Raw genomic sequence first — 26539 nt, 5'->3', positions numbered from 1 at the left:
AGCAACGCCTTGAGAATAGTGGCTGCTTGGCCACATGCCATAATTGCCGATCTCGGGGATCATGCCGCCAAGAATGTTGAACATGGTCCTGAGACGGTGTCTCAGAGACGTACCCCGGTTGTGGCAAACGCTTGCGCGACTGGCTCCTGGACTCGATCCAAGATCACCATCCCTGCAATCGCGATCACCGTTGCCGCGACGCAGCCAAGAAGAAAAGCCCTCATCCGCAGCCTCCCTCGATCGAAACGTCAAGCTGTTATACGATACCGCTTGGCGCGAGCAAACTCGTCGATCGTATCAAGCCAGAAGCCGCCTACGGGCTCTTGAACATCGCATCGACGGAAAGTGCATCACCCATCAAGCCGAGGGACTGAAGTGCGGCGCGATTCCTGTCGATTTCCACTATCGCAAGAAGAAGCGCAAGCACGGCGGCAACGAGGATCAGGAAGGGCGAGGCGTCTCGGGAATCGGGATCTTGCGATCCATCAAGCGCGCGCAAAGCGCGCAGTCGCGCCAGCATCTGCAGAAATGGCCGGGTTCGCCTCTGCATGCCGTCATCCTTGACGTGGCCGCCAGAGATTAGTCTTGGGATCACCGGCATTCAAGCAGGAGGCGCAACGCCAGCCCGCTGCGACGCACACGGTCGGAACGGAATGCAGTGTCAGCCCGTTTAGTACGCACATTCGGAGGATCCAACGTGAAATTGCTGACAACGATTTTGTGCTTTGCAGCACTCTGCCTCTTCGAGCGCGCCTCCGCTGAACCTCCACAAACCAATTCATCTGCGGCGCCAACCCGGCCCGAGGAGAAGGGCCAACCACAACCGCAAGGCTGGACGGGTCCAATCAATACGGGTTCGGGTGGTGCGCCCGCCGAAAGTCCCCAAGGTCAGAGTCCGCCTGGAATGCAGCCCGCGCCTGAAGGGTCGTCCAAGAGCACGACGGCACCAGCCAAGTAAATGGGTTCGGATTTTCATCTCCGTGGGCTTCTGGCAATCTTCAGGCCGTGAACGTGACCAGAGCCGGTGACGGATGATGAGGTTACCTTTCTGCACGGGCGGCGCCGCAGCCCTGTGGGCCATCTTCGCCCTATCATTCGCGCACGCCGACATGGTGGGACATGGCGGCCCCGTACGGGCGCTCGCCATTTCCCCCGATGGCGAGGGCCTCCTGTCCGGCAGCTTCGACACAGCGGCCATCCGCTGGTCCCTGAAGACCGATACGGCAGAGCAAGTGCTGCGGTATCACGCTGACGCCGTCAATGCGGTCGCCTTTCTGAAGGACGGCCGCATGGTCACAGCGGGCGCCGATGCACGAATTGCAGTGTGGATGCCGGGCCGGCAGCAGCCGGACCGGGTGTTTGAAGGACACCGAGGTCCAATCGTGGCGCTTGCGGTTTCTCCTGATGGAGCGCTTCTCGCATCGGCTTCATGGGATCGGACCGTGCGGCTCTGGTCCCTATCGGACGGCGCGTCGCGCGTGCTCGAAGGTCATTCGCAGAACGTCAACGGTGTCGCTTTCACGCCGGACGGCAAGTCGCTTCTCAGCGTCGGCTATGATCTCACCTTGCGCATCTGGCATTTGCCGGACGGCCAACCTGAAGTCGTGACGTTGCCGGCGCCGCTCAACGTCATTGCTGCGGCGCCGGACGGTGAAATCGTCACGGGCGCGGTCGACGGCACGCTGCGGATACTGACCACAGACGGCAAGCCGAGCGGCGAGGTCGCGGCCGGTCCCACGCCGGTGGTGGCCTTGACGATATCGGGAGACGGGATGTTGATCGCCGCGGCCGGCATCGGCGGCACGGTTGCGATCATCGACCGCAAGTCGCGCAGTCTGCTGCGAACGCTGGTCGTGTCCGGCTTGCCGGTATGGTCGGTCGCCTTCCTTCCGGATCGAGAAAAAACACTCATGACGGGTGGCGCGGACGGCAGGATCAGGCGCTGGAATGCGCGCACCGGCGATCCCATTGGTTCGAACCTCTCGGGAACGCCGGCGGATCCGCTCGCCGCCTATGCCGGCGATCGTGGCGCCGATGTATTTCGGGCCTGTGTGGCCTGTCACACCCTGTCGGACAAGGATGTTCAGCGTGCGGGGCCGACGCTTGCCGGACTATACGGTCGCAAGATCGCTTCGCTGCCGGGCTATCGCTTCTCCGACGCGCTGAAGAGTATGGACATCGTCTGGACGCCGGAGACGGTCGCACGATTGTTCGAGGTTGGACCGAATGCCTATACCCCCGGCACCAAAATGCCGGAGCAGCGCATCGGCTCGGCCGAGGACCGCCGTGCGTTGACGGACTTCTTGGGCCGCGCAACGTCGCAATAATTGCCCCTTCCGACCCTGCGAAGTTGGCCGCTTCGCCTAATCCTTGCCATCGCGTTGGCGTAGATAGTCATCCGTCGTTCGCGGCGGCGTTCGTTCCGGAACGCCCTTGAACGGGTCGAATTGCTGTTCGCTCATGACGATGACGCGGCAGTCTGCGCACATCCTAAGTGCTGCGACCCGCTTGTCGCCGGCCGGATACATCCAGTGCCTGCCCTCGAGCTTGGCTGCGATGCGGTCGATCGTGCTCTTGACGCCGAAGGCCGTGCCGCAGCGGACGCAGAGTGCGGGCTCCTCTTCCTTGATAGTCACGGCGGAGGCGCGTGCCGCGCGGAAATCGATCTGCGGCTTGAGGCTGATGACTTTCTCCGGACAGGTGCTCTGGCACAGGCCGCATTGCACGCAGGCGTCCTCGACGAACTTGAGCACTGGCCGCTCGGGATCGTCGCGAAGCGCGCCGGTCGGGCAGGCCGAGACGCAAGACAGGCATAGGGTACAGCCGCTGGTATCGACGCTGATTGCGCCGATCGGCGCACCCTTGGGCAGGGCGATCACGTCGACCGGCGTCGGCGCCAGCCGATGCAACTCGCTCAGGGCGAACCGCAAAAGGTCGCGCCGCTTGCCGACGGTCTTGAAGGTCGCGGGCGTCGCGACGGCCGCGAGTGTGCCGATAGCAGCCAAATGCTCGCCGAGCGCGTCGGGATCATCCGTTTGGATGGTCGCGAGGCGGCGGCCCTCAAAGCCGAGGCCGCCAAGGATCGCTTCAGCCATGCCGATCGTCTGTGACAGTCCGGTGACATCGTGGCGTGGTCTTGCGCGGAGCAGGAATCGTATGGCCGATACGCCATAGGCAAAGGCCCCGACGATCGCCTCCAGCCCGACTTGCGTGAGTTCGTTGACGGCAAAGGGGAGCACGTTTGCCGGCAGGCCATCGCCATGCCGCGCCAAGGCATCGATCAATGGCGTGCCGTGCGGGCTATCATGAAAGAGCAGCACCGCATTCGTGCCACCGGCCTTGTGGTAAGCCAGCAGCATGGCACGAATTCTCTGAAGCTGCGTATCGGCGGGCGGGAGCGTATAAGATGCCGCGCCGGTCGGGCAGGCGGCGGCGCATTGGCCGCAGCCCGCGCAGATGTTCGGATCAATTGCGACATGATCGCCGACAGGCGTGATCGCTCCAGTCGGGCAGAGATCGAGGCAGCGCCGGCACCCCGTGCGCTTCGAACGCGAATGGGCGCAAAGAGCGGGCGTGACGTCGACATATTTCGGCTTGTCGAAGCTGCCGACGAGGTCTCGCGCGGTCAGCACGGCGCGAAGCACGGCGGTGGGATCGCTCGGATCGGCGCGCAGATAGCCGTCGCGTAACGCGTGGGCAGGAAACAATGGCATCCCACCGGAAATGTCGAGCACGATATCGCAGCGCGAGGTGACCCCGCTTCGCGGTGCGTCCAGTACGAAGCGATCGCGCGAAGACGGGCGGGGGCGCGCGTAATCGTCGATCGCAAGCTCGAAGGCGCCGAAATGTCCCTTTGCTGAGCGGATCGTGCCCTTCACGATCGGGAAGACCGTTGCAGCGGGCGGCACGATCTCGTCGAGCTGCTTCAGCATCACCGTCACGTCGAGGTGATCGGCAAGCAGGCGGCCGGCCTCGATCGCGGCCTCATCGCGTCCGTAGATCAGAACCACGCCCTCGCTCGACAAAGTGACGAGCGGATAGTCCGGCGCTGGGATGGAGGCGGAAGCGAGCAGGGCAGCCATTTTCGCGCCGGCGCGCGCGCCATCTCGCGACCAGCCGGCCGTTTCGCGGATGTTGACGAAGCTGATCGCATCAGGCCGCTCGCCGGCCTCATCAGTGAACTGCGCGGCCTGCTGCGTGCAGGCGACCGTCAGTGCGCCGCCAGCGGCCGCTGCGCTGCGGAAGTGATCGAGCTCGGCGCCGCAGAGATGATGAAAGCTTTTGATTTCGCAGTTGGGACATCCGCGCTGAATCGTGGCCGCGTCGAGACGCATCGTGTCTTCGCACGAGCAGATCAGGACCGTCTTGGATGGCTGCTCCAGGTTAACCCCTCCGCCAATCCGGCACCGACGACGGACTCGCGCCGGCCCTTCGCCTCGTATAGAACTTATCCATCGGGAAGAAAAGGAAAGCGGAGGACGGCCTGCCGTCGATCCCAGTCAGCCATGTTTCCCTGGCGGAACCGATTCATCTGCCGCCGCCGTTCACATTGGTGCGGCTGCGCGAGAGTGGCGACGCTTTTGCCCACGCATGCCGCATTGCACCGGAGAGCGGCGCCGGAACACTCGTCTATGTCGGCCGCTTTGATCTGGCGGAGTTCGCCGTGGTGCTGGAGCCAGCCGAGCCCTTACGTACGGCGCGGCGCGCGTTCTACGCCGGCATGATCGCGCTCACCGATGCCTTGCGTGCCTACGCACCGCCGAGCAAGCCGATCACGATCGGCTGGCCCGACGCCGTCAGGATCGATGGGGGGCTGGTCGGCGGTGGGCGGATGGGATGGCCTCCTGAGGCTGACGAGGACGCGTCGCCACCATGGATGGTTTTCGGCGCGATGATCCGGACGGTTGCCATGAACGAGGACGAGCGGGGTGTTCACCCGCTCGCTTCGGCGCTCGACCAGGAAGGCTTTGGCGAGGCTGGTGCGGTGCAGATCACGGAGAGCTTTGCCCGGCACCTGATGCTCGCATTCGATGACTGGCAGGCGAGCGGTTTTGAAGGCGTGGCGCGAGAATATCTTTCCCGCATGCCCCGCGAACGGCAGACCGTTCTGCGCATCGACGATCGCGGCGATCTCCTCACGCGCCGGATTGGGGCGGGCGAGATCGAGCGTGGCGATCTCGTGCAGGCGCTCGCGGCTCCATCCTGGCTCGACCCGGCACTCGGAGGGCCGCGGCTGTGAAGCTTCTGCGTACCATCGCGCTCGATCCCTCCGATACCTTCGTGTTCGACGTGGCGGCGGAGCCGGGGGAATGGGCCGTCTCCGGTGCTTTCCGCTTCTGGGATTGCGATGCTGCGAAGCTCGAGGGCAAGGCGCGCGCGGCGTTTCGCGGCGGGTTCCTCGGGGTGCAATCCTGGGGCTGGTCGACGCTGGCGCAGATCGTTCCGGCGACCGAGGACGATCACCGCAGCCTGATCGATCTCCTTGCCAGGCAACTTATCGATCGTCTCGGTGCGCCGGACATGGCCACAGCGATGACGGCCGCGGAAGAAGAGGTGGCGTTCTCGCAGTCGCTGTGCAGTCATCCGATCAGCTCCCTTATTGCAGTGCACCGGGCTTCAAGCGACGGCGAAGTCCGCGAGTCCTTTCGCCGACTAAAGCTCCGCGAAGGGCAGGGGCACAGCAAGGCGTTCTCGTTCATGGAAGTGGAGGACGACGTCCAGCCTGACGGCGATGTCAGGCTTGCGGATCTGGGCCGGGAGCCGACCGTCAGATGAATGATTTCTGGATCGCCTGCGGCCATCATCTGCTCGATCGCGACGAGGGCGGTGGGCTGTGCGTCACCGACGAATTCCTCAAGGCCTATTTTGCCCGTCCCGAGCTGATGCCGCCCGACGATGCGTGTCCGGTCGAACGCCGGTTGCATCGCGAGCTGCTCGCCGATCCGCGTCAGGGGGTCGGCGGCGACGAAATTGCCGGAATTTCCGATACCGACGCCCGGGAGAACTGGCGGTTCGTGCTGGCCTTTCGCGATCTCCTGTTGCGGCATCCGACGCTCGAAGCGGCCTATCTTGCATCGCTGCGATCAGGCGCGAACGACCTGCCGCCGCTGTTCGTCAACCAGCTGGTACATGTCATCCTGCGCAACGCGCTCGATGGCTGCGACGACCCGTTTGTGCTCCGCGCCGCCGAGCTATTCTTCCGGGTTCAGCGGATCCTGCCGCATGAGCACGCCCTGCTGCTCGGCGACGAGGAGATCGTCGGCGGCCGGAGCCCGACCCCGGTGCTCTCCCTGATGTCGATGCTGGGCGCCACCAACGAGGCGATGTGCGATGTGTTGAGCGAAGAGAATGTCGAGACCTATTGGCAGCGCAGCGACCAGTTCGACATGGCCCTCGACCTCACGGCCGGTGGGCGCGGACCAACTGCGCTGGCACAAGCGATGACGCGCTGGGTGTCTCATCTGCTCGGCATCGAGGTCACGATCGAGCCGCTGCGCACGTTGCAGGACGCAAAGCTCACCTGGTATGTCGGGCTCGATGCCGAGGCCACCAGGCTTGGCGACCGTCTGTGGCACGGCGAAGAAGTCGACGAGCGCGACGCCGACCGGGTGCTTGCACTGTTCCGGCTGATTTTTGCGGATTCGAGCCGCGCGCACGACGACCTCCGGGACGAGCCCGTCTACCTGATCCTGTCGATGACGGCGGATCAGAAGCTCCGGATGAAGCCACAAAATCTGCTGACCGGCCTGCCGGTGAAGCGCCTGGAGATGTTCACATGAGCCCCGCGGCATCGCCACTCGCATCCATCTCTGTCGGCGTCGTCGTCGAGCGGCGCAAGGCTGCCTCGCCTTGGGTTGACTTCGTCTGGCGCGGAATTGCTGTCCTGCCGGATGAGCCGGCGACACAACCCTGGACCGTGCTTCGCGAGCAGGATGGCACGACCCTGTTCTATGCCGGAAGCGCGACCGTGGATCTCTATCCGTCCGAGACGGCGCGCTATCGCGATAATCTCGCCTCCGGCAATCCGAGCATCTGGACTGTGCTGTCGCCCTCGGAAGGCGCCTGGCCCTATGCCGTCACTGCGGTTACCGCAGACCCCGCGGAGGGCGAGGGCTTTACCGAAGCCGCCGATAATCTGGTCGAGGCCGTGCCGATGCCGGAGATGCTGCGGGAAGTAATTGAAAGGTTCGTGGTCGAGCACCATGTCGAGCGGGAGTTCGTCAAGCGCAAGCGGCGCCGCGCTGATCCGGAGGCGCTGGCGCGGCGCGAACATGAAGGCGGACAGGAATGACTGAGGAGGAATTCCTTGCACGTTGGTCCCGCCGCAAGCGCGAGGCGCAAGCGGAGCCGGCGGAGCCTGCCCGGGCGCAGCCCACGCCGCAGTCTGCGGCCAAGCACGATGAGAGCGAGTTCGATCTCTCGAGCCTGCCGTCGATCGACGAGATCAACGCTGCGACCGACATCACCGCCTTTCTGCGCAAGGGTATTCCCCAGGAGTTGAGCCGTGCGGCTCTTCGCCGCGCGTGGACGACCGACCCCGCCATTCGCGACTTCGTCGGGCTTGCGGAGAACGCATGGGACTTCAACGACCCGACCGCGATGCCGGGTTTTGGCCCGCTGGATTGCTCGTCGGAACAACTGGCGGCGCTCGTCGATCGCATCATCGGCGGCGTGCGTGAGGCGGTGCAGTCTCTCCCCGAGCCGTCGATTGAAGCAGCGGATTCCTCGGCGGCGGAATTGGATCAAGCCGATGCGGCGGGCGCGTCGGATATTGTCGGGACAGCAGGCGCCACGGAACGTCCGGCAACCTCTGTTGCGGTGCAACCATCAGTGGCGGAGAGATCTGCGGATTTCGCTGAGCCCATCAGGCACCGTATTCACGGTGGTGCACTGCCGCGCGAGCAGCACGACTAAAGGCTATAGGTTCGGGCTATGGACGGATGATTGACCATCCGTGGAACCGGGACTACGATTTCGTTAGAACACTGTTACAAAAGCAGTAATCAAGCAGACGGGACTCGGATGGGAGGTCCACGTGCGGGATGACGGGCTTGATCGCGCAATCGATGCCGCAGGCGGCATTGCTCAGCTTGCGCGCAAAATCGGCATCAGCCAGCCTTCGGTCTCAAACTGGACCAGGGTACCCGCACAACGGGTGGTTGCAGTCGAAACGGCCACCGGTATTCCACGCAACGATTTGCGGCCCGATCTCTACAGCGAAGAAGCCGTCCCAGCGGGGCTCATCGACCCCGTCGATGCTGCGCGCGCGCAGGAATACGCGTTGCTAGCAACCTTGCTGTCCGCGCCGCCGTCGAAACGACTGCTCGAGCAGCTCTCGGCATTGAGTGGTGACGCGACGCCGCTCGGCCGCGCGCATGCGGCGCTCGCCGACGTCGCCTCAAGCGCAGTCGCAGCTAAGGTCGAGCGCGAATATTTCGATTTGTTCGTGGGGCTCGGTCGCGGCGAATTGCTGCCTTACGCCTCGTACTATCTCACCGGCTTCCTCAACGAACGGCCGCTGTCGCGCCTGCGCGGCGACCTGACGATGCTCGGCGTCGAGCGCGTTGCCAACAATTCCGAACCTGAGGACCACGCCGCTATCATTTGCGAGATCATGTCGGGCCTTGCCGGCGGGCACTTCGGTGCCTCGCCAGAGGCACAGCGCGCCTTCTTCGAGAAACATGTGTCGCCGTGGATGAGGCGACTATTCGCAGACATCGAGAGCGCCGGGAACGCCGATTTCTACCGGGCGGTCGGCGCGCTCGGTCGCACCTTTATCGAGATCGAGACGGAAGCATTCACATTCGCCAACTGACCGGCGTGCGCAGGTCCAGGAGAGATGCGATGAGTGAAGACAAGAAGACCACAGTGGGACGCCGCGACTTCCTGCGCAAGGTCAGCATCGGCACGGTCGGTGTCGGTGCGACACTCGCGACACCGTTGGTCGGGTCGGCGCAGGCCGACGGTGAGACCAACGATGAGAAGCGCAAGGCGCGCTACCAGGAGTCCGACCACGTCAAGGCGTTTTACCGCGTCAATCGTTATCCGGCCAAGGGAGGCTGACCGTGCTGATCAAGCGAACACACCAGCATTCCCCTGGCCACGGCTCCGTTGTCGCGTCCCTTGCGGGCCAGGCCGGCGGTCTCGACCGCCGCAGCTTCTTGCGCAAATCCGGTCTGGCCGGCGGTGCGCTTGCCGCGCTCGGCGCCCTGCCGGTCGGCAGCGTGCGCAAAACAGAGGCAGCAATGGCTGGTCCGCTCACCGCAGGCGCAACCATCCGCAAGAACATCTGCACACATTGCTCCGTTGGATGCACGGTGACGGCCGAGGTCTTGAACGGCGTATGGATCGGCCAGGAGCCGAGCTGGGATTCGCCGATCAATCGCGGCTCGCATTGTGCCAAGGGCGCCTCGGTGCGCGAACTCGTACACAGCGAGCGGCGGCTGCGCTATCCGATGAAGCTGGTAAATGGGCAGTGGACCCGCGTCTCCTGGGATACCGCGATCAATGAGATCGGAGACAAGCTTCAAGCTGTACGCGAGAAGTCGGGCCCCGATTCCGTCTATTGGCTCGGCTCGGCCAAGATGACCAACGAAGGCGCCTATCTGTTCCGCAAGCTCGGTGCGTTCTGGGGGACCAACAATACCGATCATCAGGCTCGCATCTGCCATTCGACTACCGTGACCGGCGTCGCCAATACCTGGGGCTACGGCGCGATGACCAACAGCTACAATGATATTCGCAACGCAAAGACACAGGTCATCTTGGGCGGCAATCCAGCCGAAGCGCATCCCGTGTCGCTGCAACATCTGCTCGAGGGCAAGGAGCTGCAAAAGGCCAACTTTATCGTCATCGATCCGCGCCTGACGCGTACGGCGGCCCACGCGACGGAATATGTGCGGATGCGCCCGGGCACCGACATTCCGGTGCTCTACGGCATGATGTGGCACATTCTCCAGAATGGCTGGGAGGACAAGGAATTCATCCAGCAGCGCGTTTACGGTTTCGACGACATCAAGAAAGAAGTTGAGAAGTGGCCTCCGGAAGAAGTCGAGCGCGTCACCGGCATTCCCGGCGAGCAGCTCAAGCGCGTCGCCAAGATGTTCGCCACGGAGAAGCCGGCAACCCTCATCTGGGCCATGGGCCAGACCCAGAAGACCGTCGGCACCGCCAACGTCCGCGCGAGTTGCATTGCCCTCCTGATGACCGGCAATGTCGGGAAAGCCGGCGCGGGCGCCAACATCTTCCGTGGCCATGACAACGTGCAGGGCGCGACCGATGTCGGGCTCGATATCGTCACGCTGCCGTTCTATTACGGCCTCGCCGAAGGCGCCTGGAAGCATTGGTCGCGGGTTTGGGAGGTCGACTATGATTTCCTGAAGTCCCGCTTCGACTCCAAGCAGATCATGGAAACCCCCGGCATTCCGCTGACCCGCTGGTTCGAGGCAGTGACATTGCCCAAGGATCAGGTCGCTCAGAAAGACAATGTGAAGGCGGTGTTCGTACAGGGACACGCCTCCAACAGCATCACCCGCATTCCTGAGTCCCTGAATGGTCTGAAGGCTCTCGAGCTGCTCGTCATTGGCGACCCGCATCCGACGACCTGGGCCTCGCTCTCCGTCGAGGCGGGCCGCAAGGATGGCGTCTACATTCTGCCGGTCGCTACGCAATTCGAATGCAAGGGATCGCGCGTCGCCTCCAACCGCTCGCTGCAATGGGGCGAGCAGATCGTGAAGCCGATCTTTGAATCGAAGGATGATCTCGAGGTCATCTATCTGATGGCGAAGAAGCTTGGCTTCGCTGACCAGATGTTCAAGAAGATCAAGGTCGAAAACAATCTTCCTGAAGCCGAGGATGTGCTGCGCGAGATGAACCGCGGCAGCTGGTCGACTGGCTATTGCGGGCAATCGCCCGAGCGCCTCAAGGCGCACATGAAGAACCAGGCCAAGTTCGACATGCTGAGCATGCGGGCACCGAAGGACGATCCCGAGGTCGGCGGCGACTATTATGGTCTGCCCTGGCCGTGCTGGGGATCGCCTGAGGTCAAGCATCCCGGCACGCCACTGCTCTACAACACCAATTTGAATGTGATGGACGGCGGTGGCACGTTCCGGCCGCGGTTCGGCGTCGAGCGCGAGGAGAAGCTGCCGGACGGCACGACGCGGAAGGTGAGCTTGCTCGCGGACGGCTCGTACTCGTTGGGGTCGGGAATTCAGGACGGCTATCCGGAGTTCACGCTGGCGAGCTTGAAGAAGCTCGGTTGGGACACCGAGCTCACCGAAGCGGAAATGGCCGTGATCAACAAGATCAATCCGGCCAATCCGGACACGGTGTCGTGGGCGCTCGACCTGTCGGGAGGCATCCAGCGCGTGGCGCTGGCGCATGGCTGCGTTCCCTACGGCAACGGCAAGGCGCGCATGAATGCCTTCGGCTTGCCCGATCCTATCCCTGTTCACCGCGAGCCGATCTACACGCCGCGCGTCGACCTCGTCGCTAAATATCCGACGCTGCCCGACGCCAAGCAGTTCCGGATGCCGAATATCGGTTTTTCCGTGCAGAAGGCAGCGGTGGAGAAGGGAATTGCAAAGCAGTTCCCACTCATCCTGTCGTCCGGTCGTCTGGTCGAATATGAGGGCGGCGGCGAGGAGACGCGCACCAACCCGTGGCTTGCCGAATTGCAGCAAGACATGTTCATTGAGATCAACCCTGCCGATGCCGCCGAGCGCGGCGTCAAGGACGGTGGCTGGGTGTGGGTCACGGGTGCAGAGAACAATTCCAGGGCGAAGATGAAAGCGCTCGTTACCGAGCGCGTCGGCAAGGGCGTCGCCTGGATGCCATTCCACTTCGGCGGTTGGTTCGCGGGCAAGGATCTTCGCGGCAATTACCCGAAGGGCACCGACCCGATCGTGCTCGGCGAAAGCGCCAACACGATCACTACGTACGGATACGACCCCGCCACGGGCATGCAGGAGCCCAAGGTCACTCTCTGCCAGATCGCGGCGGTTTAGGGAGTAACGACGATGGCACGTATGAAATTTCTCTGCGACGCTGATCGCTGCATCGAGTGTAACGCCTGCGTCACCGCCTGCAAGAACGAGCACGAGGTGCCCTGGGGCATCAACCGGCGCCGCGTCGTCACTATCAACGACGGCAAGCCGGGCGAGCGGTCGATCTCGATGGCCTGCATGCACTGCACGGATGCCCCCTGTGCGGCCGTGTGCCCGGTGAACTGCTTTTACACCACGGCCGATGCTGTGGTGCTGCATTCCAAGGACCTCTGCATCGGTTGCGGCTATTGCTTCTACGCCTGCCCGTTCGGTGCTCCGCAATATCCGAAGGTCGGGAATTTTGGCTCTCGCGGCAAGATGGACAAGTGCACCTATTGCGCGGGCGGCCCGGAGGCCGACGGCAGCAAAGAGGAATACGAGAAATACGGCGCGAACCGGTTGGCCGAGGGCAAGCTGCCGCTGTGTGCCGAAATGTGTTCGACCAAGTCGTTGCTTGCGGGTGACGGCGAGATCATTGCCCAGATTTACAAGGAGCGCGTGATGAAGCGCGGTTACGGCTCGGGTGCCTGGGGGTGGAAGACGGCCTATCGCGAGACGATCGAATCCTGACGAAGGTCGCGCGAGCATTGAGGAGGAGCTCATGGTGTCGTTTGCAAAATTCGTTCGGGCGGCTGTTTGGGCTTGTGCTTTACTCCTCCTCATCGTGGCAGCTCCGGCACCGGTAGGCGCTCAGCAGGTCAATCCGACCGCCAGCGCCGTCAAGGAGCAACAGCTCTTGCAGGAGCTGAACCGGATCCAGGGTCGCGTCAGCATTCCTGATCAAAGGTCCGGCGTTCTCGAGCAGCCACAGGGGCGGGAATGGCGCGAGTTCCACAATGTCACGCTGCGCTGGATCGGCGGAGTCGCGATCATCGGCATGCTGGCGGTGCTCGTAATCTTTTATCTCACGCGCGGCATGGTGCGCCTCGAAAGCGGACGATCCGGCCGCACCATCGTGCGCTTCAACACGTATGAGCGTTTCGTGCATTGGATGACCGCCACCTGCTTCATCATTTTGGCGATCTCCGGACTGAACATCACCTTTGGGCGACCGCTGCTGTTGCCGCTGATCGGCTTCGAGGCCTTCTCCGAATGGTCGCTTTGGGCAAAGTACGCCCACAACTATCTGAGCTTCCCGTTCACCATTGGGGTCGTTCTGATCCTTCTGATGTGGATCGGCGGCAATATTCCGAGCAAGGTGGACGTCGAGTGGATGAAGCGAGGCGGCGGCATCGTCGGGCATGATCATCCTCCGGCCTACCGCTTCAACGCCGGCCAGAAGGCGATCTACTGGATCGTCGTGATCGGCGGCGGTCTTGTCGCCGCGAGCGGCTATGTCCTCATGTTCCCGTTCTACACGACGGGGATTGAGGGCATGCAGCTGGCCCAGATCGTCCACTCCATCGTTGCGGTCCTGTTTGTCGCCGCGATGATCGCGCACATCTATATCGGCACCATTGGCATGGAAGGTGCGTTCGAGGCCATGGGCTCGGGTGAAGTCGACGTCAATTGGGCCCGCGAGCACCATAGCCTCTGGCTCGACGAGCAGATGGCGCGAACGGGTCCGAACGACGGACAGCCTCAACCTGCGACCGCGGCGGCCGAGTGAGACGAACAGCCTGAAAGTGGCCGGGCGTTTTACTGAACCGGCTCTCTCGCAAACAGGACAGAGCGGTCCTGCATCTGCAGCTCCGGCAGCTTGCTCGCCTGACCGGTCTGCAGTTCCTTGATGGATGGCATGCTGCTCTGGCCTGCATGGAACAGCACGTGCGATTTGAGCACGCTGCTGGCGGCTCCGGCGAGAAGCAAGGCTGCGATGAGCGAGGGCATGAGGCGTTTCATGCGCATCTCCGTCTGCCATTCCACCCGGCACGACTGATAGACGTAAATTGCCTGGCGCGATGTGAGCCACTTCACAGCCGGCATTCAAATTACATCGGCCCCAGCGAGGCGGGAGTATGAAGAGAGGCAACTAAGCCGTTTCGCGCGAGCACACCCTGTAAGCTCCACGGAATCCCTGGTGTGCGCTATCGAGGGGCGCGACCTTGCGGCTATCGAAATGATTTGGGCGCCACTTGCAAGGTTCGGTTGCTCTCGAGGGACCGGCAGCCCGGGAGCTATTTCGGAAAGCAAGCCGCGAATGCTTTCATCAGCCGAGGCGATCCCTTGATTCGGATCGAGCGTGTCGCAAGGGCGCGTAGGATCGAGAGACGGCCGTCAAGAAATCTCAACCATGCGTTCGAATCGGCTTGCACCCGGAGATCGGCTCGCCCTTGCAGCCCCTTGACCATCGAGAGCGTCTGATTCCGGATCAGAACGGTCGCCTCGGCTGGTTCGGTGCCTGTGAAAACGAAGTGGTAAGTTGCGTTCAGTCCTTTCGCCTTGCCCCGTTGGAAGCCTAGTCTCATGCCGAAGAGGAACTGCGAAATGCTGCCCGCACGTGCCGCGTTGCGCACGTGACGAAGGGTCTTGTGCGGAAAGCGCTTTGCCGCATGCTCCGCCGCGTCCGAATTGGAGACGACGTAGAGCGTCTCTTTTTTGTCCTGCAGCGGTTTGACGATCGCGTCGACGTGCGCCTTCCGATCGGCGAGAAACCCGCCAAGGACATCCTCGCCGGCGGGGCAGACCGCCAGGCAGTAGGCAGCGTTGTAGTTCGGCCCGTAAGATAGACTTTGCCAACGCTGGAGCGTTTCACTTGGGGGATGGCGGTCGCTGTATTCCTTTGCCGATTTGGAATCTGCGATGTCTTCGATCCAGTGCGTAAAACCGCCCATGAACTGCTGGTAGTTGTGATTTAGGCACGAGGAGAAGTCGAAATAGCCGTCGGGCTTGATCGCGCCGACGGGGCAAGCGACGACACAAAGCTTGCACTCGAAACACGGATTGTAGTCGAGCGGTGTTCCGGGAGCTTCCATGTGGACGTCCACCAGCACGGTGCCAAGCAAGATGAAGCTTCCGAACTTCGGATGGATGATGCTCCGATGAATGCCGCGCTTGCCTACGCCGGACGCTTCAGCGACGAGCTTATGGGAAACGATCCACCCGCGCTGCGAGAATCCGTCCATCTCCATGGGGAAGGCCATGGGCGGATTGAGAGCTGGAATGCCCAAATCTTCGAGACGGCGCACCAGCGCCCGGCAAACGTCTTCGACGTCGTGGCTGACGTTGTGAAATTCGTTGTTGGCGGCGGATCGTAGCGGAGAGCGGATCGGCGCCCTGTGCATTCTACGGACAATCGAAATGGCGATGCGTGCCGACGGAAAGGCCCGGTGGATATGCGGCCGCTCTTCTGCAAGGGAGGGATCATCGAGGCTCACTATGCCGCAGTCATCCGCACCGCATTCCAGGGCCAGCGCCTTGAGCTCGTCCTGCGTTAGCTTTGGCGGCATGGTCGGCGTCCTGGCCCGCACACGCTTGGCAATCGGATGATCATCAAGTCCCGCCATGTCCGCACCTCGTTTCGTTATCCCTGCGCCGCCGGATTTCGCGGGGCTGTTTTGCCTAGGCAGCCATTCGCAGCAGACCGACGATGTCAGCTTCGCTTTTGAAGGGTCGCGGATTGGCCTGGACGAAGCGATGGTTGATCGCGATTTTGCTGATCCGCTCGAACTTGTCTTCGCCAACGCCGACGTCGGCAAGGCGGCCAGGTAATCCGAGACTTTTGGTGAATTCCGAGAAAGCGTCTGCGGCTTCGATATCCGGCGCACCAAGAGCCGTCGCCAAACGCTTCTGCGCGCCCTCGGTGAATGGCTTGTTATAGCGAAGCAGGCTCGGCATGATAACAGGTGTACAATAGTAGTGCGGAACGTCGAAAGTCCCTCCCAGCACGTGGCCAATGCCGTGACTTGCTCCCATCGGGACGCGTGCCTGTAGCCCAAAAGAGGCGAGCCAAGAGCCATATTGAGATAGCCGGCGCGCCTCGATATCATCAGCTTGCTGCAAGGTCTGGAGCATTCCTTCACGCAGACTACGGATTCCCGCCAGGACGACTTCATCAGCCAAGGGTGTACCGGCTGGCGAGCACAATGCTTCGATGCCGTGATCCATCGCGCGGGTGCCCGATCCCATCCAGAGCTTTGAAGGCGTGTGAAGCGTCATAGCAGGGTCCAGAATGATCGCCACTGGCATCATTTTGGGGTGAAAGAAAATCTGCTTCAGCTTGTGGCGCTCATCCGTGACGAGCGCTGCGGCATTGTATTCGCCGCCGTTCAGTGTGGATGGCACGGCAATCTGCCGGACGGTCGGCGAGCGGAAGGGAGAATGGCTCAGCCCTGGACCCATGGGAAACGGATCGAAGCCCGCTTCATCGCGGATGTCGTGTTCCATCGCCATGATGACGATCTTGGCGAGATCGACGGCAGAGCCTCCGCCGACAGCCACGACCAGATCAGCGCGGGCGTCTTTTGCGTGGCAGGCAACCTCGGCCGCCTGCTTGCGCGTCGTATGCTCTGCAATTCCATCGAAGGTTGCTGCGTGCTTGTTGCCGAGCGCTCGGCGAATCTTCTCGATCTCGTCGGTCTTGGTGTTCAAGGTTCGGCTGACGATAAGGAAGACGCGTTTCGCGCTCAGTCGTTCGGCCTCTTCGCTGACGGCTTCAGACGCCGCTTTGCCGTAGATGACACGATCAATTGCTGGAAAATTATGTACACCAGTCCTGCGCATTTTTGTCCTCCCATTGATGTGGTCAAAAGCGCTTGAACATCGTTGCGCGCTCCTGCGTTTGGTCGTTGCCGCAATTATGTTCCCATTATCGTGCGAGCCAGCTCCGACGGGTTCTCAATAGCTGAGAAGTGGCCGGTGTTTTTGAGCGTTACCATCTGCGAAGCAGGAATCAGCGACCGTGTGCGTTCACGCTCGTTTGGCCGAGACCAATCGCTATCGCCATAAATGAGCGTCACGGGCGTCGTGATCTGGCGATAATAATCGCGTGCCCTGCTCCAGGATCGCCAGCCTGCCAACACCTTGCGTGCGATGCGCTTGTATCCGGGGCGCTGGGCGACTTCATTGAACTCGGCAAGCAGATCGGCCGGCAGTCTGCGGGGATCGTGAAATCCGCCGCCCATGATCTTGCCGAGGATCAGCTTGTTTTCGACCGATGCATTCACCGCGCCGAGCACCGGAATCTGCAAGCTGCCGATGATGAAATTCGCGAGCCAGTTGCCGCGTCGAATGCCGTCCCCGTAGCGGGTCTCGTAGTCGTAGGGATTGATCGCATAGACCCGTTTCACGCGCTGGGGAAGCGACGCCGCCACCGTGAGGGCCAATGCCCCGCCGATCGACTCGCCGACAATCGTCACGTCCGAGAGGTCTAGCTCATCGATGAAGCGAATGACGGCCTGCCTGAAGTACGGTTCGTCGAAGTTTGCGTTTGGATCTATTGGTGAGTGTCCGTGGCCCGGGAGGTCAATGGCGTACACGGTGTGCGATGTCGCGAGGAGGGGCGCAAGACTGCGGAAATATTCGAGCTGCGTCCGGATCGTATGGATGAGGAGCAGCGGAGGCCCGTTACCGGTCTTTTGAAAACGCACACTTAGCGTGTCCGATAGCTTCAGCAAACGTGGTTTGAGTTCACTCGTGCTAAGCATTCGGTCTCTCTGTGGTTCGAGGGGCAATCCTTCGGGCGCCTGCGGCGTCGCGAACCTGTTCGCCCGCCGCATCGAGAAGGGCCTGCGCCAGATCAGGGTCGTTGACGACCCGCGAGAGCGTCACCGCGCCGATCATCGTCGCGAGAATGGCCATGGCCTTGCTACGGGACTCCTCGCCGCCGGTCTCGGCGAGGAAGCGGCCGAGGACTTCGAGATGGGCCTTGATCCCCGCTTCGAATGCCGCTTTCACGCCGGGCCCCTGTCTGGCGGCATCTGAGCCGAGCGCCACGATCGGGCAGCCGTCCATCCTTTCTCCGCGATGGTCGGCACTGAGGTAGAACCCGATCACCGCGCCGAGCGGATCACCGGGGTTCTGCGCGGCCGCGTCCGACCATCGGAGGGAGGCGCTTTCCAATGCCCGGTTGGACGCCTCTACCGCCAAATCCTCTTTTGACGCGAACTGCTTGTAGAAGGCGCCTTGGGTTAGGCCGGCGGCCTCCATCAGATCCTTCAGGCCGATGCCGTCAAAGCCTCGCTCCCGGAAAAGGCGACTTGCCACATTGATCACGTTTTGGCGGTTTTCCGCGGCCTGAACGCGACTCACGCGCATCGGGGATCTCCTATTTAGATTTCGTTTGACCTCTATATGCGAGATAGAGGCTGAACGCAATCTATCAAGAGGTAGGCCCTGTGGCGAAAGCTCCTTACGCCGAGCTGGCGAACCCCCACCATGATCACGGTTCCGTGACTTCATGCTTTTAGATTGCGATCGAAATCTATTTGGATTATAGAGTTTGAAGGCAATCTAAATGAAGGCGGGAGTGGACATGAGAAAGAAGAGAATTGCGGTCTTGGCCGGTGTCGTGCTCGCGGCGTCCGGGGCGGCTGCCTTCGTGACTTTTGTCATTCCCACCCAAAGGGCCTCTGCCCTGAGCGATCCGAGACAAGAACGACCGGTCGTCAACCTGGTGACGGCAGCGCGAGTGGCCGGATCCGAACGCGGCTTCACCGGCGTTGTAGGGGCGAGGGTGGAAAGCAATCTCGGTTTTCGCGTCGCCGGCAAGATCGTGGAACGGCTGGTGAATGTCGGTCAGCAGGTCAAAGCCGGCGAGCCGCTGATGCGGATCGACGAAACCGATCTCCGCCTTGCGCTTGCGGCGAAGCGCAACGCCGTTGTCGCAGCGCGCGCTACCGTCGTTCAGACCGACGCGGATGAGAAGCGATACGCCAACCTCGTCAACGACGGATGGACGTCCCGACAGCGCTACGAGCAGGCGAAAGCCGCGTCCGACACCGCCAACGCGCAACTCGCCGCGGCCGAAGCCGATGCGCGCGTCGCCGAGAACCAAGCGACCTATTCCGTACTGGTGGCCGACGCGGACGGAACGGTCATGCAAACGCTTGGTGAGCCCGGCCAGGTGGTTTCCGCCGGACAGACAGTCGTTCGGCTCGCACAGTCCGGTCCGCGCGAAGCTGTGGTGGCGCTTCCCGAAACGATGCGGCCGGCGATCGGCTCGCTCGCCGAGGCGAGCCTGTATGGGAGCGATGGGCGCCGCTTTACTGCGCGTCTCCGGCAGTTGTCGGATTCCGCCGATGTCCAGACCCGTACCTACGAGGCCCGCTATGTGCTCGATGGCGAAGCCGCGGCGGCGCCACTTGGCGCGACGGTCACCATTCGGCTTGCAAGCCAGGAGAGCCAACCGGAAGTCCAGGTGCCGCTGGGAGCGGTGCTCGATGACGGCAGAAAGACCGGCGTTTGGGTCTTCGAGAGCGGCACCTCGGCCGTACACTTTCAGCCCATCAAGCTTGTGCGTGTGACCAGCGAAACCGCGGTGATCTCCGGGCTGAGCTCAGGTGATCGGGTCGTTTCGCTGGGCGCTCATCTCTTGCAGGAGGGCGCTCACGTCAGGACCGCCTCTCAAGACAGGAGCAACTGATGAGCTTCAATCTGTCCGCGATCGCCGTCCGCGAACGAGCCGTGACCCTGTTCTTCATCCTCCTGCTGGCGGCCGCAGGCGCGTACGCCTTCTTCATGCTCGGGCGGGCGGAAGACCCTTCCTTCACCATCAAGACCCTCACTGTCACGACGGTATGGCCGGGCGCGACGGCACGTGAGATGCAAGACCAGGTCGCCGAACCCCTGGAGAAACGGATTCAGGAGCTGACCTGGTACGACCGGGTGGAGACGACCACGCGGCCAGGTTATGCCTACATGACCGTTACGCTGAAGGACAGCACGCCGCCATCCGTCGTGCAGGAGGAGTTCTACCAAGCCCGCAAGAAGCTCGGGGATGAAGCGCGCAAGCTGCCGTCCGGTGTGCTCGGCCCCTTCGTCAACGACGAATATTCGGACGTGAGCTTCGCCCTTTATGCTCTTAAAGCGAAGGGCATGCCGATGCGGGAGCTCGCCAGGCAAGCCGAGACCATTCGCCAGGACCTCCTGCACGTGCCCGGCGTCAAGAAGATCAACATCCTCGGGGAACGTCCCGAGCAGATATTCGTCGAGTTTTCCTATCCCAAGCTGGCGACGCTCGGCGTGTCGGCACAGGACATTGTTGCCGCCTTGCAGCGGCAGAACACCTTAACTCCGGCTGGTTCGATCGACACCAAGGGGCCGCAGGTCTTCATCCGGGTCGACGGCGCTTATGCCAGTGTTGAGGCGATCGCCGACACGCCGATCGTCGCGGCTGGGCGGACGCTGAAACTCTCCGACATCGCCGTAGTCCGTCGCGGCTACGAGGATCCTCCCACCTACCTCATCCGGCACCAGGGCGAGCCCGCCGTCATGCTCGCGGCAGTCATGCAAGAGGGCTGGGATGGCCTCGCGCTCGGCAGGGCGTTGGAGGAGAAGTCCGCAGCGATCGCTCGGACGCTGCCGCTCGGGATGTCTCTGGCCAAGGTCAGTGACCAGGCCGTCAACATCACCTCGGCCGTTGACGAATTCATGATGAAGTTCGCGATGGCGCTCGGCGTGGTGCTGCTGGTGAGCCTGCTCAGCCTCGGCTGGCGCGTCGGCATCGTGGTCGCTGCCGCCGTTCCTTTGACGCTTGCCGTCGTGTTTCTCATCATGCTGGAGACCGGCCGGTTCTTCGACCGCATCACGCTCGGCGCGCTCATTCTGGCGCTCGGCCTTCTCGTGGACGACGCCATCATCGCCATCGAGGTGATGGTGGTGAAAATGGAAGAGGGCATGGACCGTATGTTGGCGGCGGCCTATGCCTGGAGCCACACGGCGGCGCCGATGCTGTCGGGAACACTCGTGACGATCGCCGGCTTCCTGCCGGTGGGCTTCGCGCGCTCGACGGCCGGCGAATACGCCGGCAACATCTTCTGGGTCGTGGGCTTTGCCCTCATCGTCTCGTGGATCGTCGCGGTGGTCTTCACGCCCTATCTGGGCGTCAAGATGCTGCCCGCGATCAAGCCGATCGAAGGTGGCCATCACGCGATCTACGGCACGCCCAACTATCGGCGCCTGCGCGCGCTCATTACCTTCGCCGTGCGCCACAAGTTCGCAACCAGTGGCATCGTCGCCGTCGCTTTCGCCCTTTCGGTCGTCGGCATGGGCGGCGTCAAGCAGCAGTTCTTCCCGACCTCCGACCGCCCCGAAGTGCTGGTGGAGGTTCGGCTGCCGGAAGGCACCAGCATCGAGACGACGACCGCCGCAGCCGAGAAGCTCGAGCGGTGGCTGCATGATCAGCCCGAGGCCAAGATCGTCACGAGCTATGTCGGTCAGGGCGCGCCGCGCTTCTTCTTCGCGATGGCGCCGGAGCTGCCCGATCCGGCCTTCGCCAAGATCGTCGTGCTGACACCGGATGCGGAGGCGCGTGAGGCTTTGAAGCACCGGCTCCGGCAGGCGGTGTCGGGCGGTCTTGCAGCCGAGGCCAATGTGCGCGTCACCCAGCTCGTGTTCGGACCCTATACCCCGTTCCCGGTCGAGTTTCGGGTCATGGGGCCGGATCCGGCGCAATTGTACGCGATCTCCGAAAAAGCGCTCGGTATCATACGTGGCGTTCCCGATGTGCGCCAGGCGAACCGCGACTGGGGTGATCGCACGCCCGTGCTCCGCTTCATCCCGAATCAGGATCGACTGAACCTCATCGGCCTTTCGCCAGCGGAGGTCGGCCGGCAACTGCAGTTCCTCCTCACCGGCATCACCGTGACGCAGGTCCGCGAGGACATTCGCAATGTCCCGATCGTGGCACGCAGCGCTGGCGGAGAGCGGCTGGATCCGACGCGTCTGGCGGATTTCTCCCTGATGAGCAGGGACGGCCGCGCGGTTCCGCTCGACCAGGTCGGCCATTCGGAAATCCAACTTGAAGAACCGATCATGAAGCGCCGCGATCGCACCCCCGTCGTCACCATCCGCTCGGACATCAACGAGGCGACCCAGCCGCCGGAGGTCTCCAAGGAGATCAAGACAGCACTTCAACCGCTGATCGCGTCTCTGCCCGCCGGCTATCGTATCGAATTGGGCGGATCGATCGAGGAGGCAACCAAGGCCAATGACGCTTTGGCGACGATCTTTCCCGCCATGATCGCCGCCATGCTGATCGTCATCATGTTGCAGGTGCGATCGTTCTCGACGATGGCCATGGTGGTGCTGACGGGACCGCTTGGCCTCGCCGGCGTCGTGCCGATGTTGCTGATCTTTCACCAGCCCTTCGGGTTCAACGCCATTCTGGGCCTGATAGGGCTGGCGGGCATCCTGATGCGCAACACGCTGATCCTGACCGAACAGATCAAGGAGAACCTTGCCGCCGGCCTTGATGACTATCACGCCGTCATCGAAGCCACGGTGCAGCGTACTAGGCCCGTGATTCTGACCGCACTTGCTGCGGTGCTGGCCTTCATCCCCCTCACGCATTCCGTTTTCTGGGGATCGATGGCCTACACGCTGATCGGCGGCACGGCCGTCGGCACGGTGCTGATTCTGCTGTTCCTGCCTGCGCTTTATGCCGTGTGGTTCCGGATCAAACCGACTGCCGATACGATTCATGAGCATTCGACGCAGGAACCGGAATTGCAAACATCGATGGCTGCCGAGTAGGGCTCGGTCGCATCCATGAATCGTCCGGTCCGAACGGTCACCGGCTCTGACGAGGTGCGCGCGCTTATCCTGGAGGTGGCGGAGGAGCACTTTCGCCGCGTCGGTTACCACAGGACGTCGGTGGCTGATATCGCCTCGGAGCTCCGCATGAGCCCGGCAAATGTCTATCGCTTCTTTCGCTCGAGGGATGCGATCAACGAGTCCATTTGCGGGCGGGTTTTGGAGGAGGTTACTGAGATCGCCTTTGCGATCGCAAGTTCGAACGCACCGGCCACAGAGAAACTCGACAAGCTCCTGACCGCCGTTCACCAGCACAACAAGATGACGCTGGTCAAGGAAAGGCGCATGCACGAGCTGATTGTCGCCGCCATGCACGAGAACTGGGCGGTCATCAAGGCGCACATGGAGCGATTGCTGACAATCTTCGAGGCGATCATACGCGAGGGCGCTCAAACGGGCGAATTCGAGGTCGAAGATGCCGCGGAAGCCGCGCGAGCGGTCAACGCCGCCTTCATGCCGTTCTTCCATCCGACGCTGATCGAGCATTGCCTGCAATGCGGCGAAGATCCGGAAGCAGGGTTGCGCGTCCAGATTCGCTTCATCCTGAAAGCTCTCGGCAGGTCCGACCAAGCAGTCTGCCTTAGCCGGACCTGATGCACTCGGTCGCCGCACACCGCCGTTTAGCGTTTGTGACTTCATCACGCGGCACGCCGATGCGTATACGGCGGCGAACTAGGAATACCTGAATGAAGTTTTCTGTGTGGTCGCTGGGGCTGATGCTGCTTACGACGTCTGCGACGGCGCGTGATGACGGGCGCTACGCCAATTCGCCCCTGAAAGGATGGTTCGAGAGCCTACAAAGCGAATTCGGGCAATGTTGCTCGGACTCAGACGGATACTTCATTGCCGATGTCGACTGGGAGTCCGATCACGGGCATTATCGTGTGCGCATTGACGGTGAGTGGGTGCTGGTTCCTGACGGGGCCGTGGTCACGCAGCCGAACAAGACCGGCAGGACCATGGTGTGGAAGTACTATATCGATGGTCATCCGCGGGTCCGCTGTTTCATGCCCGGCACCATGATGTGACTTATGGTCCTGACGCGACGCGGAGCGGTCTGGCATTCGATCTGGGCTTGCTTGCGCAGTGCGATACGTACGACAGCAGAAGCGTTTCCTAAAGACGCTCCGACCACGAGTCAGTGACCCATTGCTCGAGCTGTTCGGGCCGCAAGTCAACGCCCGTGCCGGGACCTTCCGGTACCGCGAGCATGCCGCGCTGATCAACCGATGGTGTGCCGGCGAGGCGCAGGAGCGGGTTATCCATCATGTCGTACTCCATGAATGGATACGCTGCGCAGGCCCCTCCGCGACGTGGTTCAAGCACAGCCGACATTTGAAGCGAGGCGTGGAAATTTACGGCCGTGCCAAACACGTGGGGCATGATGGGTAGATCATAGGCTTGCGCGAGCGCCCAGATTTGCCGAAAGCCGCTGTAACCTCCACATATCGAAAGATCGGGTTGAAGAATATCGAAGGTACCTGCGGCCAGAAAATCGCGGAAGGCACGCAGGCTACCGAGTGCCTCTCCGCCAGCGGTGGCAACCTTGGCGGCGCGCGTAAAGGATTGATAGCCCGGGAGGTCCTCCGGCTGAACTGGTTCTTCAATCCAGAGCAGGTCGGCATCCTCCATGAACTTTGCGGCCCGGATGGCGGCTGCTGCGGTATAGCTCTGGTTGATATCAACCATGATACCGATATCAGGGCCCACCTGCTTGCGAAGCGCGTTTGCCATGGTGCCGTCGGCTCTCGGCTCAACGCCGCCTCGGGGCTTGATGGCTTTGAAGTTCAGCGAAAGATACTGATCGACCTCGCGCTGATACTCCCGGTAGGGATCGGGCTGCATTCGCACGAAGGGGCCGCTTGCGTAAGCGAACACCTCGTTGCGCACCGCTCCGCCCATTAGCGCTGCTACGCTGATTCCGTGCATTTGCGCAGCAAGATCGTGCAAGGCGATGTCGATGGCCGATATCGCCATCATTGGCGCCCCGCGCCGATCATACCCGAGACAACCGCACATCGATTGAAAGTGGCGGCCATTGTCGGCGGGCGACTTGCCCAGGATGAGTCCGGCGAGCCGGGCACGAATAAAGGCGCCGGCGGCGTGTGGGGAATTGCCCGCCTCTCCCCACCCGGAAAGGCCGCTATCTGTTCGTATCTGGATAAGCAACGCGTCCCGCTTCCGGAACACATTGAGAGCGTTTCCCATGGGCTCGGCCAGCGGGAAGCTAAGATGGAAACCATGAACTTCGGTTATTTTCATAGCAGCTCACTGAGTGCACGTAAGGCCGGGGGTCAGCCCGGCTGAATGTTTCCCTTCTCCACGATACGCGTCCATTTGGCGATCTCCTCATCGATACGTGTGGCAAATTCGGATGGCGAGCTGCCAACGGAAACAAAACCGAGTTCCGTTGTCCTCAATCGGAGTGTCTCATCTTTGAAGGTCCTTCCGGCAACCTCTGCGAGCTTGTCGATGATGCGAGGCGGCAGCGCAGCCGGTCCGACCATGCCGAAAATCGGCGTGGCGTCGGCGGCCGGCAAGCCGGCCTCGGCCATGGTGGGGACGTCGGGCAGCTGTGCGATACGGGCGCTTCCAGTAATGGCCAGGCCACGAACCAGACCCTGACGGACCTGCTGTCCGATAGCTGCGACGGTGGCAAACGTCATCTGGACCTGTCCGCCGATCAGATCGGTAATAGCCGGTCCTCCGCCTCGATAAGGCACATGAAAAATATCGATCTCGGCGGCTTGTCGCAGTTGCTCTCCCGCCAAATGAATGGCCGTTCCAAGCCCAGCCGATGCAAAGTTGATCTTGCCCGGCTGAGCTTTGGCAAGGGCAACGAACTCCCTCAGGCTATTGGCAGGCACTGAGGGATGCACGACCAGAACGAGAGGGGAAGTCGCCAAAAGCGAGATCGGCGCAAAGTCTTTTTTGGTATTGTAGGGAAGTTTCGTGCGAAACAGCCCGGGGTTAATGACAAACGCGCTATCGATAACTCCTATGGTATGGCCGTCGGGGGAGGCGGTCGCGACTGCCTGCGTGCCGACCATGCTCGCGCCGCCGCCGCGATTATCGACGATGACGGGCTGGCCCAGCGCACGCTCCATTTCCGGTGAAATCAGCCGCGCAATGATGTCGGAGGCACCTCCCGCGGCATACGGTACGATGATTTTCACGGGTCGTTGCGGGTAACTCTGCGCCTCGACTGTTCGCAGGAAAGGCGAAACATAAATCGCCGTTGCCAGCCCTGAGCCGACCATCGTTCTTCGTGTAAATGAGCGCATGGCTCTTCTCCATCACCCAAGGGCTCTGTCTCGGGCAGAGCGGCGGCTTTGAGCCGGAGCCGTGGCCAATGCGGCAAGACCGAACCAGCCTAAGGCATGGTTTCCCCGCGTCTCATCAATCGTTGAATTTGAAACCGGGTAAGGCCTCGCCCGGCGGTCCCGGATCGGCAATCGAAGCGCAATTGGACTGCATCGGAGTCCCGGCCAGCGCCGCCTGAACGAATGCAAGTTCGTCGGAATAGGCTGCGTGCACCGTTCCGTTATGGCTCACGCCAGCATAGGTCTTCCAAACCACATGGCTCCCTGCAGCGCAGAGTGCTGCAACCGCAGCATATTGGCGCTGCGGGTAGATCGACTTGTCGGCCAGGCCTGTGGCGAGAAAGACCGGTACCGGCATTCGAACCGGACTCATGTCTATGTCAAGCGACGTCCGGATTTGACCCCGCAGCGACATGAGGAAGTGACCCCCTTGTTGTTTGCAGGACTGTAGCAAGCCGCTCGCGAAGCGCGCCCGTC

Annotated in this window: 24 protein-coding genes and 1 pseudogene; 16 read left to right on the top strand and 9 right to left on the bottom strand. The window is 62.1% G+C overall.

Annotated elements, in window-relative coordinates; translation table 11 throughout:
- The first annotated feature begins 190 nt into the window (after window positions 1-190).
- A complete protein-coding gene (locus IVB12_RS33105) occupies window positions 191-583 on the top strand; it encodes a hypothetical protein (protein WP_247305936.1) in 393 nt (130 codons plus the stop codon).
- A 451-nt stretch (window positions 584-1034) separates the two neighbouring features.
- The gene (locus IVB12_RS33100; RefSeq protein ID WP_247305933.1) at window positions 1035-2327 is read left to right on the top strand and encodes a c-type cytochrome; all 1293 of its coding nucleotides are present in this window, start codon (window positions 1035-1037) and stop codon (window positions 2325-2327) included.
- A gap of 36 nt (window positions 2328-2363) precedes the next feature.
- Here IVB12_RS33100 and IVB12_RS33095 read toward each other — a convergent pair whose 3' ends face one another.
- The gene (locus IVB12_RS33095; RefSeq protein ID WP_247305931.1) at window positions 2364-4334 is read right to left on the bottom strand and encodes a 4Fe-4S binding protein; all 1971 of its coding nucleotides are present in this window, start codon (window positions 4332-4334) and stop codon (window positions 2364-2366) included.
- Between the two features lie 218 nt (window positions 4335-4552).
- On the opposite strand from IVB12_RS33095, the gene IVB12_RS33090 reads away from it, so the two are divergent.
- From IVB12_RS33090 to IVB12_RS33045, 10 genes are all read left to right on the top strand, one after another.
- Window positions 4553-5239: a biotin/lipoate--protein ligase family protein gene (locus tag IVB12_RS33090; RefSeq protein ID WP_247306274.1), complete on the top strand. Its 687-nt coding sequence runs from the start codon at window positions 4553-4555 to the stop codon at window positions 5237-5239.
- Window positions 5236-5775 carry a DUF6505 family protein gene (locus IVB12_RS33085; protein ID WP_247305929.1) on the top strand — a complete coding sequence of 180 codons (540 nt, stop codon included), beginning with the start codon at window positions 5236-5238 and terminating at the stop codon, window positions 5773-5775. The genes IVB12_RS33090 and IVB12_RS33085 overlap by 4 nt, the downstream gene beginning before the upstream one ends.
- Window positions 5772-6779 carry a DUF6352 family protein gene (locus IVB12_RS33080; RefSeq protein WP_247305926.1) on the top strand — a complete coding sequence of 336 codons (1008 nt, stop codon included), beginning with the start codon at window positions 5772-5774 and terminating at the stop codon, window positions 6777-6779. The genes IVB12_RS33085 and IVB12_RS33080 overlap by 4 nt, the downstream gene beginning before the upstream one ends.
- Entirely contained in the window at window positions 6776-7291 is a 516-nt protein-coding gene (locus IVB12_RS33075) for a DUF3305 domain-containing protein (protein WP_247305923.1), read from the top strand. The genes IVB12_RS33080 and IVB12_RS33075 overlap by 4 nt, the downstream gene beginning before the upstream one ends.
- Window positions 7288-7914: a DUF3306 domain-containing protein gene (locus IVB12_RS33070; RefSeq protein WP_247305921.1), complete on the top strand. Its 627-nt coding sequence runs from the start codon at window positions 7288-7290 to the stop codon at window positions 7912-7914. Before IVB12_RS33075 ends, IVB12_RS33070 begins: the two co-directional genes overlap by 4 nt.
- A gap of 121 nt (window positions 7915-8035) precedes the next feature.
- The gene (locus IVB12_RS33065) at window positions 8036-8815 is read left to right on the top strand and encodes a molecular chaperone TorD family protein (protein WP_247305917.1); all 780 of its coding nucleotides are present in this window, start codon (window positions 8036-8038) and stop codon (window positions 8813-8815) included.
- A 29-nt stretch (window positions 8816-8844) separates the two neighbouring features.
- Complete coding sequence (locus IVB12_RS33060) at window positions 8845-9063, top strand: twin-arginine translocation signal domain-containing protein (protein ID WP_247278119.1); 219 nt, start codon at window positions 8845-8847, stop codon at window positions 9061-9063.
- 2 nt (window positions 9064-9065) lie between these two features.
- On the top strand, window positions 9066-12008 hold the full coding sequence (locus IVB12_RS33055; RefSeq protein ID WP_247305914.1) for a formate dehydrogenase subunit alpha: 2943 nt from the start codon (window positions 9066-9068) through the stop codon (window positions 12006-12008).
- Between the two features lie 12 nt (window positions 12009-12020).
- Window positions 12021-12617 carry a formate dehydrogenase FDH3 subunit beta gene (fdh3B, locus tag IVB12_RS33050; RefSeq protein ID WP_027571966.1) on the top strand — a complete coding sequence of 199 codons (597 nt, stop codon included), beginning with the start codon at window positions 12021-12023 and terminating at the stop codon, window positions 12615-12617.
- A 31-nt stretch (window positions 12618-12648) separates the two neighbouring features.
- Entirely contained in the window at window positions 12649-13656 is a 1008-nt protein-coding gene (locus IVB12_RS33045) for a formate dehydrogenase subunit gamma (protein ID WP_247305911.1), read from the top strand.
- A 29-nt stretch (window positions 13657-13685) separates the two neighbouring features.
- Here the strand turns inward: IVB12_RS33045 and IVB12_RS33040 are convergent, their stop codons facing one another.
- From IVB12_RS33040 to IVB12_RS33020, 5 genes are all read right to left on the bottom strand, one after another.
- Complete coding sequence (locus tag IVB12_RS33040; RefSeq protein WP_247305909.1) at window positions 13686-13889, bottom strand: hypothetical protein; 204 nt, start codon at window positions 13887-13889, stop codon at window positions 13686-13688.
- Between the two features lie 275 nt (window positions 13890-14164).
- A complete protein-coding gene (locus IVB12_RS33035) occupies window positions 14165-15493 on the bottom strand; it encodes an SCP2 sterol-binding domain-containing protein (RefSeq protein WP_247305907.1) in 1329 nt (442 codons plus the stop codon).
- Between the two features lie 55 nt (window positions 15494-15548).
- Complete coding sequence (locus IVB12_RS33030; protein ID WP_247305905.1) at window positions 15549-16709, bottom strand: iron-containing alcohol dehydrogenase; 1161 nt, start codon at window positions 16707-16709, stop codon at window positions 15549-15551.
- A 74-nt stretch (window positions 16710-16783) separates the two neighbouring features.
- Window positions 16784-17632: an alpha/beta hydrolase gene (locus IVB12_RS33025; RefSeq protein WP_247305903.1), complete on the bottom strand. Its 849-nt coding sequence runs from the start codon at window positions 17630-17632 to the stop codon at window positions 16784-16786.
- Window positions 17625-18242, bottom strand: coding sequence for a TetR/AcrR family transcriptional regulator (locus IVB12_RS33020; RefSeq protein ID WP_247305901.1), 618 nt, complete (start codon window positions 18240-18242; stop codon window positions 17625-17627). Before IVB12_RS33020 ends, IVB12_RS33025 begins: the two co-directional genes overlap by 8 nt.
- Before the next feature lie 217 nt (window positions 18243-18459).
- Here IVB12_RS33020 and IVB12_RS33015 point away from each other — a divergent pair, with 217 nt between their 5' ends.
- From IVB12_RS33015 to IVB12_RS33000, 4 genes are all read left to right on the top strand, one after another.
- Window positions 18460-19569, top strand: a complete 1110-nt coding sequence (locus IVB12_RS33015; protein WP_247305899.1) for an efflux RND transporter periplasmic adaptor subunit — start codon at window positions 18460-18462, stop codon at window positions 19567-19569.
- Window positions 19569-22679, top strand: a complete 3111-nt coding sequence (locus IVB12_RS33010; protein ID WP_247305897.1) for an efflux RND transporter permease subunit — start codon at window positions 19569-19571, stop codon at window positions 22677-22679. The genes IVB12_RS33015 and IVB12_RS33010 overlap by 1 nt, the downstream gene beginning before the upstream one ends.
- Before the next feature lie 15 nt (window positions 22680-22694).
- A complete protein-coding gene (locus IVB12_RS33005) occupies window positions 22695-23333 on the top strand; it encodes a TetR/AcrR family transcriptional regulator (protein ID WP_247305895.1) in 639 nt (212 codons plus the stop codon).
- A 92-nt stretch (window positions 23334-23425) separates the two neighbouring features.
- Complete coding sequence (locus IVB12_RS33000; protein WP_247305892.1) at window positions 23426-23767, top strand: hypothetical protein; 342 nt, start codon at window positions 23426-23428, stop codon at window positions 23765-23767.
- 88 nt (window positions 23768-23855) lie between these two features.
- Here IVB12_RS33000 and IVB12_RS32995 read toward each other — a convergent pair whose 3' ends face one another.
- The 3 genes and pseudogenes from IVB12_RS32995 to IVB12_RS32985 all read right to left on the bottom strand — a co-directional run.
- The gene (locus tag IVB12_RS32995; protein WP_247305889.1) at window positions 23856-25001 is read right to left on the bottom strand and encodes a mandelate racemase/muconate lactonizing enzyme family protein; all 1146 of its coding nucleotides are present in this window, start codon (window positions 24999-25001) and stop codon (window positions 23856-23858) included.
- A gap of 32 nt (window positions 25002-25033) precedes the next feature.
- Window positions 25034-26023 carry a tripartite tricarboxylate transporter substrate binding protein gene (locus IVB12_RS32990; RefSeq protein WP_247305886.1) on the bottom strand — a complete coding sequence of 330 codons (990 nt, stop codon included), beginning with the start codon at window positions 26021-26023 and terminating at the stop codon, window positions 25034-25036.
- Window positions 26024-26138: 115 nt separating this feature from the next.
- Window positions 26139-26539 (bottom strand): annotated as a pseudogene (locus IVB12_RS32985) (prolyl oligopeptidase family serine peptidase); the annotation flags it as partial.

This window comes from Bradyrhizobium sp. 179, from assembly GCF_023073535.1.
Taxonomy (GTDB): domain Bacteria; phylum Pseudomonadota; class Alphaproteobacteria; order Rhizobiales; family Xanthobacteraceae; genus Bradyrhizobium.
The sequence above is the reverse complement of the archived record's forward strand: the minus strand, read 5'-3'. Positions and strand labels throughout refer to the sequence as shown.